Origin of the sequence: Tamlana sp. s12 (genome assembly GCF_016767215.1) — a bacterium.
GTDB classification, from domain to species: Bacteria; Bacteroidota; Bacteroidia; order Flavobacteriales; family Flavobacteriaceae; genus Pseudotamlana; species Pseudotamlana agarivorans.
Window position 1 is genome coordinate 503,527 of record NZ_CP068547.1, and the last position, 16,386, is coordinate 519,912.

General features: G+C 35.3%; 10 protein-coding genes. 3 read left to right on the forward strand and 7 right to left on the reverse strand.

The window, feature by feature from the left end; genetic code table 11:
* Positions 1–179 precede the first annotated feature (179 nt).
* The 3 genes from JJL45_RS02150 to JJL45_RS02160 all read right to left on the reverse strand — a co-directional run bounded on the left by JJL45_RS02150 (position 180) and on the right by JJL45_RS02160 (position 5,909).
* Positions 180–2,369 carry a hypothetical protein gene (locus JJL45_RS02150; protein WP_202664220.1) on the reverse strand — a complete coding sequence of 730 codons (2,190 nt, stop codon included), beginning with the start codon at positions 2,367–2,369 and terminating at the stop codon, positions 180–182.
* A 38-nt stretch (positions 2,370–2,407) separates the two neighbouring features.
* Positions 2,408–5,206 (reverse strand): TonB-dependent receptor, encoded by a 2,799-nt coding sequence (locus tag JJL45_RS02155; protein WP_202664221.1) that lies wholly within the window; start codon positions 5,204–5,206, stop codon positions 2,408–2,410.
* 310 nt (positions 5,207–5,516) lie between these two features.
* Positions 5,517–5,909 carry a carboxypeptidase-like regulatory domain-containing protein gene (locus tag JJL45_RS02160; RefSeq protein ID WP_068600977.1) on the reverse strand — a complete coding sequence of 131 codons (393 nt, stop codon included), beginning with the start codon at positions 5,907–5,909 and terminating at the stop codon, positions 5,517–5,519.
* A gap of 188 nt (positions 5,910–6,097) precedes the next feature.
* Here JJL45_RS02160 and dgt point away from each other — a divergent pair, with 188 nt between their 5' ends.
* Entirely contained in the window at positions 6,098–7,438 is a 1,341-nt protein-coding gene (dgt, locus tag JJL45_RS02165; RefSeq protein WP_068601728.1) for a dGTP triphosphohydrolase, read from the forward strand.
* 226 nt (positions 7,439–7,664) lie between these two features.
* On the opposite strand, the gene JJL45_RS02170 is transcribed toward dgt, so the two are convergent.
* Positions 7,665–8,138 carry a regulatory protein RecX gene (locus JJL45_RS02170; RefSeq protein ID WP_068600975.1) on the reverse strand — a complete coding sequence of 158 codons (474 nt, stop codon included), beginning with the start codon at positions 8,136–8,138 and terminating at the stop codon, positions 7,665–7,667.
* Between the two features lie 92 nt (positions 8,139–8,230).
* Between JJL45_RS02170 and JJL45_RS02175 the strand changes: the two genes are divergently transcribed.
* Positions 8,231–10,654: a hypothetical protein gene (locus tag JJL45_RS02175; protein WP_068600973.1), complete on the forward strand. Its 2,424-nt coding sequence runs from the start codon at positions 8,231–8,233 to the stop codon at positions 10,652–10,654.
* A gap of 92 nt (positions 10,655–10,746) precedes the next feature.
* Here JJL45_RS02175 and recO read toward each other — a convergent pair whose 3' ends face one another.
* The 3 genes from recO to gdhA form a co-directional block, all read right to left on the reverse strand.
* Positions 10,747–11,466: a DNA repair protein RecO gene (gene recO, locus JJL45_RS02180; protein WP_068600971.1), complete on the reverse strand. Its 720-nt coding sequence runs from the start codon at positions 11,464–11,466 to the stop codon at positions 10,747–10,749.
* On the reverse strand, positions 11,466–13,814 hold the full coding sequence (locus JJL45_RS02185; RefSeq protein WP_082935845.1) for an ABC transporter substrate-binding protein: 2,349 nt from the start codon (positions 13,812–13,814) through the stop codon (positions 11,466–11,468). The genes recO and JJL45_RS02185 overlap by 1 nt, the downstream gene beginning before the upstream one ends.
* Positions 13,815–13,971: 157 nt before the next feature.
* Positions 13,972–15,315 carry an NADP-specific glutamate dehydrogenase gene (gene gdhA, locus JJL45_RS02190; protein ID WP_068600967.1) on the reverse strand — a complete coding sequence of 448 codons (1,344 nt, stop codon included), beginning with the start codon at positions 15,313–15,315 and terminating at the stop codon, positions 13,972–13,974.
* 197 nt (positions 15,316–15,512) lie between these two features.
* Here gdhA and JJL45_RS02195 point away from each other — a divergent pair, with 197 nt between their 5' ends.
* Positions 15,513–16,316, forward strand: a complete 804-nt coding sequence (locus JJL45_RS02195; protein WP_068600965.1) for a THC0290_0291 family protein — start codon at positions 15,513–15,515, stop codon at positions 16,314–16,316.
* The last annotated feature ends 70 nt before the right edge of the window (positions 16,317–16,386 follow it).

Below are 16,386 nucleotides of genomic sequence, written 5' to 3' on the forward strand. Positions count from 1 at the left end.
CTGAAAAATGAAGCCTAATTTTGAATATAGTTTTTAATGGCTTCGGAAATCTATTATTTGTTAAATAGTACCTTATATATATGCTAAAAACACAAGAAACCCTGCAAAATAATTTACAGGGTTTCTAGAATTAGAATATTTAAGAATCTTAGAACTAAGACTCCTATTTTAAATAATCATTATAGTTCAGCATAGTGAGACCATCCGTCAAAAGCAGAAGTATCAGCACCTGTAGCAGAAGCATTGTTAGTAATAAAAGAACTAATTAATACAGAACCATCTACATTGTTAACAACCTCGGTAGTTGTATAATCGAAGTTAGCGTTAGTAAACACTAAAGATCCGTCATTTACTTGATCCAATTGATCGTTTAAGAAAATTACAGTCTCTACGTTTGTTACAACGATGTTATCGAAATGACCCGCAGTTCCTTGTTTAAGATCGAAGGCAGCTTTACCTGTTCTGTTACTTCCTCTAACAGTAACATCTTTTACAACAGCATTAGCTCTTGGTGAAGCATTAAACTCACCACTTCTACTTGCTAATTCGAAAGCGTAATCACCAACGTTATCATATTGATGAATAACAATGTTTGTTAAAGTTCCTGCATACCCTTCATCCCAGTCGATAGAATCATCTTCCATACCAACCATAGATAAGTTAGTTGCTTCTACAGTACCACCATAAAATTCAAAACCATCATCAGCTCCTTCAAAAGCTTCACAGTTTTCTACGATAGTTCCGCTACCACATGCGAAGAAAGAAAATGCATTAAATTCGAATTCACCATCTGAAGACGCTTGACCAGCATACTCAACACGAACATATTTTAAAGACCCTGAGCTATCAGAAGGATTGTTTCCTCCGTAAGGTTGTTGTCCAGCTTCAGATAATGAATCTGCTGGTCCGTTAAAAGGCGCTCTACCGTGTAAAGTAATTCCACCCCAGTCACCAGCACCACCTTCGGCGTTTTTGTTTTCTGATGTAAATACGATTGGCTCATCAGCAGTACCTTCAGCGATTAATTTACCACCTTGTAATACCATTAATAAGTTAACACCTGCAAGTTGATCTTCAGCAGTTACAGTAATAGTAGTACCTTTTTCGATAGTTAAAGTAGCACCATCTTCAACGTATACTGCTCCTTTTAATGTATAATTTCCAGCTGGAATAAATACTTCACCTGTAATTGTTCCTTCAATAACACCAGTGTTAGCTCCAGTTCCGTCAATTTCAGAATATCTAGACCATCCAGCAAAAGCAGAAGCATCAGCTCCTTCTGCAACAGGGTTTTGAGATACTAAAGTTCCTGAAATATCGGTACCATCAACGTTATTTACTACTAAGTTTGTACTGTATTCAAAATTAGCGTTTGTAAATACTAAAGTTCCATCATTTACTTGATCTAATTGATCGTTTAAGAAAATAATTGATTCCGCATTTGAAACTACGATATTATCAAAATTACCAGCAGTACCTTGTTTAAGATCGAAAGCAGCTTTACCACCTCTGTTACTAGCTCTAACTGTAACATCTTTAACTAAAGCATTAGCTCTTGGTGTAGCATTAAACTCACCACTTCTGCTTGCTAATTCGAAAGCGTAATCACCAACGTTATCATACTGGTAAATCACAACGTTTGTTAAAGAACCTGTATAACCTTCATCCCAGTCGATAGAATCATCTTCCATACCAACCATAGATAAGTTTGAAGCGTGAACAGTTCCTCCATAAAATTCGAAACCATCATCAGCACCTTCGAAAGCCTCACAATATTCTACAACAGTACCGCTACCACAAGCGAAGAAAGAAAATGCATTAAATTCGAATTCTCCGTCTGAAGATGCTTGACCAGCATACTCAACACGTACATACTTTAAAGACCCTGAACTATCTGCCGCGTCATTTCCACCGTAAGGCTCTTGACCAGCTTCAGATAATGAATCTGCAGGACCATTAAAAGGCGCTCTACCGTGTAAAGTAATACCACCCCAGTCACCAGAACCACCTTCAGCGTTTTGGTTTTCTGAAGTAAATACGATTGGCTCAGAAGCTGTACCTTCAGCAATTAATTTACCACCTTGTAATACCATTAATAAGTTGATTCCTGCAGCTTGATCTTCAGCTGTTACCGTGATAGTTGAACCTTTTTCAATAGTTAAAGTAGCATTTTCGTGTACTTTAACTGCTCCTCTAAGAATGTAATTACCTGTTTCTAAAAATAGATCTTCTGTGATATCTCCTTCAATAATGCCTTCGGCTCCTCCTCCATCATCACCTCCAGTGGCATCATCATCATTACTACATGACATTGCAGCTAAAAATAAGCTTGCTACAAGTGTAATTTTTAAAAAGTTTGTTTTCATCATTTTTGTTATTAAATTGTTACTGTTTGTATTAAAATTAATTATAGTTTATATGTTAGGTTAAAACTAAAGTTAACGCCTTGGTTAAAACTTTCAATTATGTTACTATACTTTTCTGGGAACTGCACTTCTTGTGTTGCATCTTGAGTGAAAAGTGTTTTTTCGTTAAGGATATTTCTAACGGTAAAACGCAATCCTATTTTTTCATTAAACTGTGTGTTCCATGAAAAATCTAATTGATTAATTGGTTTTTCATAAATCTCATCGGCACCTTCTACACCTACAGCGTAAATACGTCTTCCGTATGTGTTAAAAATCAAGTTTAGTGAAGAATTAGTTTCTCCTTTATCGACCAACTTATAACTCAAATCGGTATTTATTCCCCAATCTGATGCTCCTTGTAATTTTCTGTTAGTGTTAGTCACCGAAGCAAACTCATCACTATCAGGATCAGCTGAAGCTTCCGAATCCATTAGAATCCCATTAAGACCAAAAGTGAATCCTTCTAAAACCTCTGTATTGGTAACATTACCAATATTTAATTTGGCTTCAATCTCAACACCATATATATAGGCTTGATCGAAATTATCGAAGTATGTTCTATAACCTACAGATGTAGCTCTAGAAAGACGCTCTATAGGACTATCAATAAATTTTCCGAAGGCTGTAAAGGCAAGCACCTCAGAGTTTGATGGAAAAATCTCATACTTTAAATCAAGATTGTAGTTTTTAGAGTTTTCAATTTCTGGATTACCAATAACTTGGTTACCATCTCCATCTTGAAATGTTGTTGGTAAAATCTCTCTTAAACGTGGTCTCGTTACGGTTTTAGAACCCGCAATACGAATATTTGAAACATCGTTAAGTGTATATTTCACGTTGAATGATGGACTGATATCGAACGGCTCATATTCTAATTCGGAGTAAGGCGAATTAATTGAAGTTAACTGCTCACGGTACGTAATTTTTCTATAAGCATACTCTCCTCTAACTCCTATTTGCACTAATAATCGGTCCCATTCCTTCGTAAAATCTAAATACCCTGCATGAATAGATTGGTCGATAAAACTCTTGGCTTGTGGATCGGCTGTGTTTCTATAAAACAAGTAGCCATCTTCAAACCCCTGATCAAAAAATGCTTGAGGGTCATTCGTATTAATAAAAGGCAAAACACCATTATAATTTTGATCTACAGATATCGTTCTATTAAAGAAATCGTAAGAGATCTCATCGTAATTATACCCAGCTTTTAATATGGCGGTATACTTATCTAATTCTTCATTTTTCTGTAAACCAATTTGATAATCTAATTTAGCATTTACGTTATAGTTTTCTAACTCTTGATAGAATTTAAAAGGATCGATACCATTGGTAGTAATATACTCTGCTTCTTCTCCTTCTCCAGCAGTTCTTAACACACGTCTATCTGGAACATTATTATTACCCAAAGCATAAGATCCTCCAAATGAAAGAATGTGTTTGTCATCTCTCCAAGATTTCTCTCCTAATAATTGAAAAGACACTAAATCATTTTCAGTATACTTCGTATCTCTAATGTAGAATACTTTATCGTTTAACTGAGTGAATCCATTATTTTCACCTGCCGCTTCTCTAATAAAGTTGGAAGAGTTTTGAAGGTAAATGGTATTAAATAATAAATTGAAATTATTATTTCTTTTATAGTTAAGTCCGAATAAAGAAGACTTTTGTGTCGAGAAATTGTAATTCGTTGTTTGAAAATCCTGCTGTGCAGTACCCTCTGAGTTCAAGGCTCTTTCTACACCCTGTTGAGTAAGAAATGAGTTTCTATAATCTAAGCTAAAATAAAAACCTACTTTATCGGTTCCATTATTATAAATACTTTGACCATGAGAAATACCAAATCTTGTACTTAAAGGTGCTTTTGTTGTTTCGGGCGTCCATGAGGTATCGAACATTGTTGCCGATTCTGATGGGGTTGCCGTGTAACCTAAAGTAGCATCTTTATTATAAGGACCAGGAAGACTACGACCACCACCTGTGTAACCTAAAAACTCTAAGTCACCACTATTATCTATATTGAAATCTTTTAAAGTCGTATTTGTATTTACACCTGCACCAAAATTAACAACAGTTACAGGTTGACTAGGAATTTGCTTCGTATTAATTTGAAATGTTGCACCGGCAAAATCTTGATAAATGCTACTATTGAAAGTTTTTAATACATCAACCGATCCCACAATACTTGTAGCGATATAGCTTAGTGGTATAATTTTATTATCTGGATCTGCTGAAGCTAATGGCAGGCCATTAACTAATAAAAAGTTATAACGGTCATCTAATCCACGAACAAAAATACCACGATCTTGTACCGTAGTAATCCCTGATACTTTTGTTAACCCTTGCTCTACGTTAGAAACAGCTTTTCTTGTTAACTCTTCAGCACCAATACTTTGTTTGATTTCAACCGCTTTTTTCTGCTCTAAAAGTAAAGCTGTTTCACTTTCTCTTTTAGTGCTTGTGGTTACTACCACCTCATCTAGAGAAGCTGCACTGGCGGTCATCACTATATTAACTTCTTCCGTTTTTCCTGGAGTAACAGTAACAGCTACCTCTTGAGTTTCGTACCCTACGAAACTAAAAACTAAAGTATAATTTCCTGGTTCAATATTATCAAAGTAGTAAAGGCCATCAAAATCTGAAGTCGTTCCTTTTGTGGTTCCTTTAATTAATACGTTAGCGAATGCCAAAGGCTCGTTGTTGTATTCTTGATCGGTTAATTTGCCTTTAACCGAACCGGTAGATTGCGCGAATGCTACTGCCGAAGTAAAAATTGTAAATAGTACTAATAATTTTTTCATTGTTTTTGTCATAATTTCACGCTGCAAAGAAACCATAGGAGATTAATTTTAGTGTTACCACATGATTAAAGAACAGTAACATAAGTGTTATGTTAAGGTTATCTAAAAATAAAACCCACCAAAAATGCATTACATTAAGTTAACATGAAAAGACCAAGAACCTCAATACCAATAAATTAGACTGTAACATTTTCCAAAAGACACAAACTTAACCTAACTAAAAAAGCTGCTTCCATTTTACTAGAAAGCAGCTTTTTTAAATTTTATAAAGCCTGTATTATTACCTAACCTTATACTAAATACTTTATGTTTATTTATTACTTACGATACCTGAATCATTACTAGCCGTTGAAGCACTAGCAAAAACCGAAGCCAAATCATCTAAAGACACTGTACTAGCTCCTAGGTACAATTTTAAATTCTGATCGTTAGCCGATAAAACCTCAACTTTAACTTCTTTTGTTTCGTACCCAACAAAACTATAAACTAAGGTATAAGTTCCTGGTGTTACATTTTCGAACTTAAAAAAGCCAGCTTCGTTAGATAAAGCTTCAACACCTGTTTCCTTTACCTTAACTTTTGCATACAATAGCGGTGCATTGTCTTCTTCTAAATCCAATAAATTTCCACTTATCGAACCTGTATTTTGAGCAAAACCAAATGCGGAAAGGCAAAAAACGAGCATATATAAAAATTGTTTCATTGTTCTACTGAATTATTTTGCAAAGTAACTACAGATCTGAATGTTATGTGTTACCAAAAGATTAATCGTTTGTGATTATAATGTTACCACAATGTTAAGAGACCTACTATTAATAATCCGAAGTACGACCAACATAGCCCATTTTATTAATGAAAATAAGTATCTTGCCACCACTTTAAATGACAGCAATGAACTGGGAACAACTACTATCCTTAAAGCGCTTTGGCGACACCAATAAACGTATAAGAAAAGAACAAGATGAAAACCGTATAGGATTTGAGGTGGATTACGACCGTATTATATTCTCTTCAGAATTTAGAAGTCTGCAAGACAAAACACAGGTTATCCCACTATCCAATACCGATTTTGTTCATACAAGACTCACCCACAGTTTGGAAGTTAGTGTTGTTGGCCGTTCCTTGGGCCGAAGTGTAGGGCATAAACTCCTAGAAAAGCATCCGCATTTAAAAAACATTCATGGATACCATGCTAATGATTTTGGAGCTATTGTTGCCGCAGCTGCTTTAGCGCACGATATTGGTAATCCGCCATTCGGACATTCAGGTGAAAAAGCCATTGGTGAGTTTTTTATTAACGGTTCTGGAAAAATTTACAAAGACCAACTCACCCCTACAGAATATCAAGATTTATGTGATTTTGAAGGCAACGCAAACGGATTTAAAATCCTAACCGAAACCAGAGCAGGGCGACCAGGAGGTATACGTTTAAGTTATGCTACCCTTGGAGCCTTTACTAAATACCCTAAAGAATCGCTTCCTAAAAAACCTACCTCACATATTGCCGATAAGAAATATGGCGTATTCCAATCGGAAAAAGAAAACTTTGAAGATGTCGCTAAGGAGCTCGGCCTTATAAAACGTAGTAGCGATAGTATGAGCTATTCCAGACATCCGCTTACCTTTTTAGTTGAGGCTGCCGATGATATTTGTTATACTATTATCGATTTTGAAGATGGCATCAACCTAGGTCTAATTCAAGAAGAATACGCTTTAGAATATTTATCGAAAATCATTAGAAAAAACATCATACCCGAAAATTATTACGCTTTAGAAACGCAAAAAGACCGTATTGGATATTTACGTGCACTAGCTATAGGATCCTTAATTAATGAAGCTGTAGATATTTTTATGGAAAACGAAGAGGCCATTTTAGAAGGCTCTTTTGACTGTGCTTTATTAGATAAAAGTGCTTATGAAGCCCAAATTAAGGACGTTATAAAAATTAGCGTTGACAAAGTTTACCAATCAACTGAAGTTATCGATAAAGAAATTGTAGGTTACGGTGTTATAAACACACTTCTGGAAACCTATACCACAGCCGTAAATAACAGTTATAACAATACGCCATCAAACTACGACCTGCTAATTTTAAAAGGCTTACCCGACACCCTAAAAACGAAAGACGACGATTTATACACCCGTTTACTTAGCGTGTGCCACTATGTGTCATTACTATCCGACAGCAAAGCCATGTTAGATTATAAAAAAATTAAAGGCTTAGGGTATTGAAATATTTATTATTGAATATTGACTATTTAATATTAGGGGCTAGCTTTGAAGTTTAGACTGTACTATCGTTTATTCGTTTATTTGTTGAAGCGTGTAATCGTCGGCGAAGTACTTAAAAATTATACATCGTGGTCATTTGATAATTGACTAACTACTGTATAGGAGAATTTTTCACTTTTCACTTTTCATTATTAATTATTAATTATTCATTTTTAATTATCAATTCTCAAAATATAATCTCATGAGCTTTGTCGTAAACCAAATGTGATTCCCAACCACGATACAAAAAATAATTAATAAATTTCTTACGTTTTTTGTAGATATTTCTTTCTTTTATTAAATTCGCTCGGTTTTCTGCTAGTTCAGAAAACACGGTCAGGTAATCATCATAGTCGATTTCAGCTAAGGCTAGATTGATATTAAATTTTGATATATCTCTTTGCTTTAATTCTGATGTTAAACGACGACGACCCCAATGTTTTATATTGAATTTACCACGAACGAAGGCTTTCGCAAAGCGTTCTTCATTTAAAAAATTATGATCTAGCAGATGCACCATAATCACATCAATAGCCTCAGGAATCATGGACATGGCTTCCAGCTTTTTTCGAACTTCCTGGTGGCAACGTTCTTGATAAGCACAGAAATGCTCCAGCTTTTTAGTAGCCTCTTGAACCGTATATGTTTTTTTTGATTCCATAAGACATCAAAAGTAACAAGGATAAACAAACAATTAAAAAAAAATTTAAAAACCAGTTTTAGTTTCTCTCACATAGACACAAAAAACACCTCTTGAAAAAATCAACTTTACTACAACTTTTCCTATTAATTACCATTATAGGGTATTCTCAAACAACACTAACCGAAGGCGATATCGCTATAACAGGATATAATTCTAAAGACCCCGATCAATTTTCATTTGTATTATTAACTGATGTTTCTGATGGCACCAGTATAAATTTCACAGATAAAGGTTGGGTTTCTGCTGGAGGCTTTCCTTTAAACGCCGATGGCAAACCTAAAACTGAAGGTATCGTGATATGGAATGCTACAAGTAATTTACCTTGTGGAACCGAAATTATTATTTCTGAAACTGCTACAGATTCCGGAATTTATACAGCTACTCTAGGCAACGCCACCGAAGACCCAACTGATCTAGGTTTCTCTCTAGCTTCTAACAACAGTGATCAAATCATTGCCTTTCAAGGCACCAATGTGGAACCCACCATGTTATTCGCCATACATTTTGGAAGCGATACCGGCTGGACAGATGCTAAAGACAATAACAATACGAATGACCCGAACAACAGTGAAGTTCCTGCAGGTTTAACCGATGGGGTCAATGCCGTTTACATTGGAAACCTAGGCAACGCATACTACGATTGTAGCACCAATCAGGATCAAACCTTAATTTTAGAAGCTGTTGTAAACCCCTTAAACTGGGTAGGTAAAAAAACCGTTCCACAAATATTAGGAGGCTGTATGTATACCTGTTCTGCCGCACGTAGTTGCATAGGAACCATCACCACATGGAATGGATCCTCTTGGGATAACGGCCTTCCAAACTTAACAACCCAAGCTATAGTTTCGGGAGATTATAACACAAATATGGGCTCGTTTAAATGCTGCAATCTAACCGTAGACTCAGGATTCACTTTAACTGTTGACAACAATAGCTTCATAGAAATTGAAAACGACGTCATTATAAACGGTCATTTGATTGTAGAAAACCAGGGAAATTTTGTTCAGAATGACCATTTAGGTACTTTCGTTGTTAACGATCCTGGAACAGCCATACTCCACAAAGAAAGTGCTGTTAAATCCAATTGGTATCATTACACCTATTGGAGCTCTCCAGTAGAAAATACCACAATAGACCAGGTTTTTCCGAATGTGGATAGTGACAGACGATTTTACTTTGAAGCCCAAAACTTTATTGATAACGATGGAGATGATATTGATGATAATGGCGACGATTGGCAACTTGTAAAAGGCAGCGACCTCATGCTTCCTGGAACTGGTTACGCCTGCACATCGAGTCGTAATAACACATTTCCAGCTACAGATAAAATCAGTTTTGAAGGCACATTTAACACAGGAGACATAACGACTCCTATAGCTGTAAACGATCAAAATTCAGGTTATGCATGGAATTTAATAGGCAACCCTTACCCTTCGGCTATCGATTTTGTAGCTTTTCAACAAGCCAATGCCACAGTCATAGATGGGGCCGCCTATTTTTGGTCGCATAATACAGAACACCATGTATCGCATGCAGGCCATCAACAATCCAATTTTCATCAAAACGATTATGCCACTTATACCATTGGTTCGGGAGGCGCAGCAGGAGTCAGTAAAAAAACACCAGGCAAATACATTTCTACCGGACAAAGTTTTTTTGTTCCAGGATTAAAAAACGGCACCGTTAAATTTACAAATGCTATGCGAATGGCGGATAACACGAGTAACACCCTCTTTTTTAAAACCAAAAATAACCATAAAACCGCCGAGATTACATCTAATAAATTGTGGCTAAATCTTACCTCAGACAACGGAGTTTTTAGTCAGATTTTAATGGCCTACGTCGAAGGCGCAACTGATAAAAATGACGGCCTAGCATATGATGCTAAAAGACTTATAACAGAAAATTATTCGGCCATTTTATATTCCACAATAGCTCAAGACAAAAATAAATATGTCATTCAAGGTAAAAACCCAAATAACCTCCATGACAATGAAAACATTAATATTGGATTTAGCACCAATATTAGCACGCCAACACTGTATAATTTATCAATTGATCATTTACAAGGTGATTTTTTAATTGAAAATAACATCTATCTGAAGGACAACTTACTGAACAAGACACACCATTTAAGTAGCGTTCCATACGTCTTTACCTCCGAGACGGGGGACTTTAATAGCAGATTTGAAATCCATTTTAAAGATGTGAATTTATCAAACCATCACACCGAATTAAATACAGAAGAGTTTCAAATATCAAATCTGGAAAACAAACATATCCGTTTCAAAACATCACCAGATTTAAAAATAAAGACACTGACCATCTATAATACTTTAGGTCAAACGCTATACCAACTAAAAGGTTCCAGCCATACTGAAACCTATTATTTACCAAACATAGATTCCTTTTATATAGTAAAAGCAAAACTCTCTAATGGCGATATAGTGATTAAAAAATCTATAACACCTTAAAACTATAAACACCCATTGTTTAAAATAACTTAGATTTTCAAAATATTTATAAGTCGTTTTAATAGCAAGAAAAAAAATAAAAAACGCTATGACTAACTGAAAACCTGATTAAAAACTTGTAAAGATTTAGGAGCTCTAAAACTCCCTAAGTGCAATTCAAAATAAAGCAGCATCATACTTAAAAATGACTGCCTTTGCTTGGCATTAATTTTTATATCCGGTAAGCTATCAAAGGAGGCATCTAATAGCTGTTTCAACAGAATTAAATTTGGTCCAGAAATGTTATTTCTATAGACTGGTTTTAGCTCAAATTTACCTTCATTTAAATTAAAATTTGGAAAATCTATATCGGTTATATCAGGGTAAAACCCTAAGTATTTGGTTAGTTTTAGTAGAAACAAAAGGTGAAAATTAGCATATTCCGACTGGCCATCTAACCACAACAAGGTATTTTCTAAATAGCTATAAAGCGTTTCATCTTGTTCTTCTTCATGCAATGTATTGGATAAGACCTCCGACAAAAACAAAACAATAGCACTTTTTAAAACATGCGTATGTAAACTGGTGTAAAGGACATTAAGTTTAGTGTCTTTTATGGTTTGCAAGGAACGTTTCTCCTTGTAATCTACCACAATTTGAATTTGAGATAAGGGCTGAAAATAAGCAGCTTTATTTTGAGTCTTTTTACTTTTTAAGATCCCTCTTAATAAAAAGCTTACAACACCCTTTTGCTGAGTAAAGCATTTTACGATTAAATCGTGATCTCTATACTTCAGCTTAGATAATACAATGGCATGAGTAGTGAGTAACATTAGCGTACAACCATGAGTTTAATAACCTTGGTCTCAAAGGTATCTAAATCGGCTAGCATCACTAGGTACACGCCTGAAGCTACGGTGTTATTCGCTAGATTTTTTCCGTTCCAATACGCTGTCCCTCCGTCAATTTCTAAATTATAACCACTGTAACGCTGATTGGTTTTAGATTGTGCTTCGGCAACCAAATTACCTTCAATATCGGTGATTTTAATATTCACGTTTTCAGAAATATCTTTAATTTTCACCTTTTTGTCAAACATATCAAATTCCGGTCGCACAGGATTTGGATACACAAACGCTTTTTCTAAATTTTCAATAGGATTAGACCCTCCTGATAGAAAGGATACCAAGCCTTTCTCGGTAGCGATATAAACAATACCTTTATTGCCATCAATAGACACATCTAACACCGTATTGGAAGGCAAAGGGGAATTGGTTTTTGTAAAATGAAATATGGTGTTTTGTCCATCTGGCGAAAAATAAAACAATCCAGCATCGGAAGTAGCTACCCATTTATTATTAGAACCATCCACTTCTATATCTGTTATATTTTGTTCAAACAATAACTCCTTGGCAACACCATCTTCTTCGATAATAATTTCATCGACACTAACATTTTCACTGAAAAAATTAGACGTATTATAAAGCACCCTTAAACCTCTAGAGGTCCCAATCCACAATTGATTTCTTTGATCCAAGGCTAAAGCTGTGGCTGCTGTAGAAGGCATATTTTGCTCAGCGGTATACACACCCTTTAAAAGTTGACTATTTCCTTCTTCTTGAAAACCAATCAAACCAAATCGAAAACTAGCTATCCATTTGGTACCATCCGAACCAATAACCAAATCGGCATAACCTAAGTTTCCTCCCGAAAAACCATCGCCAATTACAGCTGTAAAATCATAAGCTTTCCACTGATTATTGCTAAGATTATAGGATTTAAGCGGACGATCAATTCGGGTAGTTAGCGTCCATAACAGGCCGTCATCATCAAACGCAGAAGGCCCCACTCGAATATCAACATAATTGGGGTCGGCAGGTAAGTCTAAGGATTCCAAACCACTATTGGATTCATTGAATAAAATAGTAGGCAAGTCATCCTCAACAATCAACAATCCACTAAAAAACGAACTCATATAAACTTGATTACTATTGGAAGGATTAATAGTAATAGCATTTAAACATTTAGCTTCAAATACCTCACTATAAGGAGTGTTAATCCATTTATCATACTTCAAATGACTAAAACCGCGATTATTTAAGGGATATGGATTATAATCAAAATCATATTCACCAAAAGTAACCCAAACTCCATCGACACTAGCTTCAACTGAAAAAGGAATATTCATTAAAGGGCCATCGGGATGTACTTCTTCAAAAACTGTAGGGTTAAGAATTGGCGTTTTTAGTATGCCAAAATTTTCGGTGCCAATATAAATAAAATGAGTGTCTAAAATTCCGGCTGTATACTTTGTAGTGAAGTCTGGAACCACGCCAATTTGAGCAATTTCATTAAAACTTGAATCGTAAACAAACACCTGATTTTGAGTGGTTATCATTAAATTATCTTCAACCGACTCTAAGTCCAAGGGCACACTGCTATAAGTCGCAACTTCTCTAATTGACGTATCGTTAGTTACCTGAAACAATTTTCTATTGGTATTGGCAGCATATAAAGTATTCCCATGGGTTTCTACACCAACCCAACTCCCGGCGGTTATGGTTGTCCAATTTTGATAATCAATCAAATTAGAACTTGATAGGTTGGCCCGTTTTAATCCATTATTATCTAAACAAGATGCGTATATATAATTATCATAAACTGTAGTTTCTGTTACTGGAATTTGTGAACCATTGGGACCTATAAAATAACTATCTCCAAACTCCAAGCGTTCCATATTAAAAACCGAAATCCCATAGTTTGTTGCGATATACAGTAAATTATTTTGGGCATTAAAATGATTTATTTGCTTTTGTGTAGGAGCAATAGTTGCTTTATCCAGAATATCAACGATGCTTAACACCCTAGCCCCATCATCTAAAACAATCTCTATTAAGCCTGTTTGGTAGCCTATCATTAACAATTCGTATTCTTCATTATAGTAAATTGATGAAATGAATTCACCAGACAATCCGTTTACCGTGGTTATTTCATCTAAGTCCCCCGTAGTTTGATCACTAACAAAAATAGCATTATCGGAAGCCGCAAAAATTTTGTTATGTCCACGCGTTACGGCCTTAATGTTGTTATATGAAAAATACCCATCCCACGATCCCGAAAAATCTTGAGAAAACAACATGAACGGTAGAAAACAACAAATAATTAGAATGTTTTTTTTCAATATGCTAAAATTTTGAATTTCAAATATATTTATATCTAACGAGTTTTGCTTTAAAAAAATATACATATCCTCAATAAACTGAAATTTAAAGCAATAAGACTCTATCAAACAAAAAAAGCTCCCAAAACAGGGAGCTTTTCTATATATTTAATTTCTATTAAACAATACCTTGAGCTAACATAGCATCGGCAACCTTTACGAAACCAGCAATATTGGCACCTCTTACATAATCGACGTAGCCATCTTTATCTGTGCCGTACTCAATACAAGACTTATGAATATCCGTCATAATATCTTTTAATTTATTATCTACTTCATCACGAGTCCATTTAAAACGCAATGAATTTTGTGTCATTTCCAAACCAGAGGTAGCTACCCCACCAGCATTAGAAGCTTTCCCCGGAGCAAATAAAATTTTCGCTTTATGGAAGGCTGCTATAGCCCCTTTAGTTGAAGGCATATTTGCACCTTCAGCCACGCAAACACAACCATTTTTAAGTAATATTTCTGCATCATTTTCATGAAGCTCATTTTGAGTTGCACATGGTAATGCAACATCACATTTAACCTCCCAAGGGGTTTTTCCTGGCACAAATTTAGCATGAGGATAAGCCTCCAAATACGCTTTAATTCGAGCTCTTTTAATATTTTTAAGGTCCATAATATGTGCTAACTTTTTAGTATCTATACCATCGGCATCATAAATATAACCAGAAGAATCAGACATCGTTAACACCTTTCCTCCTAATTGAAGTACTTTTTCTGCAGCATACTGCGCAACATTTCCTGACCCGGAAATGACACATGATTTTCCAGCAATGTCCCAACCTTTAGTTTCTAACATTTTTTGAGCAAAATACACAGTACCGTATCCAGTAGCTTCAGGTCTAATTAAAGAGCCGCCCCAAGACATACCTTTTCCTGTTAGCACCCCTGTAAAGCCATTACTAATTTTTTTATACATACCAAACAAATACCCTACCTCTCTTGCTCCTACACCAATATCGCCGGCAGGCACATCGGTATTATGACCAATATGTCTAAACAACTCACCCATAAACGCATGGCAGAACCTCATGATTTCATTATCACTTTTACCTTTAGGGTCAAAATCACTACCGCCTTTACCACCACCCATTGGAAGTGTTGTTAAACTATTTTTAAAAACCTGCTCGAAGGCTAAAAATTTTAAAATACTTAAGTTAACTGTAGGATGGAAACGCAACCCACCTTTATAAGGTCCTATAGCCGAGTTCATTTGTATACGATACCCTCTATTAACTTGAATTTCCCCATCATCATCAACCCAACACACTCTAAACATGATAACCCGCTCTGGCTCGACCATTCGAAGCAAAATGTTTTTACCATAATATATGTCATTTTCAACAATATAAGGAATAACTGTTTCAGCAACTTCTTCTACAGCTTGAAGAAACTCTGGCTCGTGGCCATTTCTTTCTTTTACTAAATCTAAAAAAGCATCAATCTTACTTTTCATAGCACAATAAATAGTTTAAATTATTATATAATTAGTATTTTAAAACAAATATACATTATCTTCAAAAAAATATAGCTTTTATTTTAAATTCTTCAACAGTTATTTTTTTTAAAAATTTAGAAAATTTATATTATTTGTTTTCAGTAAGTGTTTTTATATATTTGTTATATAAATAACCTGACTAAAAACAAGCTTTTATGATAAAACCAAAAAATGTAACGATTGTTTTTTGTTTTTTTGCTTTGATACAATCCCTTGGTGCACAGTCAGGTTTCTCACATGAATTGGGCCTTGTAGCAGGTTATGTTGAGATGCGTTCAGACTTTGGAGAGCGTGAAAATTTCTCAAATAATTTCAAAAATTCAGGATTTGGTATTGGACTTGTTCATTATATGAATTTCACGTTAAAAGCAGACTGTAACTGCTATACTGCCGATAAATATTTTAATGATCACTTTAAACTACGTAGCGAGATTTCCTACAACAGAACTCATCTAGAACATCATGGCGAATGGGTTGACCCTTCATTAACAAGCCCTGATGCAGATAAACTTCGTGCACATACTGGTTTGGCTAAAAATTATAATATCGGAACCCAACTCGAATACTACCCTCTAAGCATTAGAGATTTTCAAGCTTACGCCTTTAGGTTTACACCATTTATAAGTCTAGGGATTCAGTATACCTATCACTCCCCTGAAGTAGAAACAACTTACAACAATCCCGACCCCAATGCTATCGGCGATGTTACCGACCCAAGCAACTTCTACTCTGGATGGGCTCCAGGGTCTGTCGATGCTTCACCTGGAAGCAGCTGGGCTGTTGTAAGTAATGTTGGTGTTAGATATAAACTGTCTCGAGTTTCAGATTTAATGCTAGACTTTAGATGGCAATTTTTTATGGATGATAAGGTTGACGGCTTAGACCACAACCTACCATCAAACAAGAATAACGATAGTTTAGTTTGGTTAAGTTTAGGATATATCTATTACCTCAACTAGACCCATTTTTAACATATTATCGCCCCAGTTCTTTTTTCTACCCTACGGCTTTTTCAATAAAATTTAAACA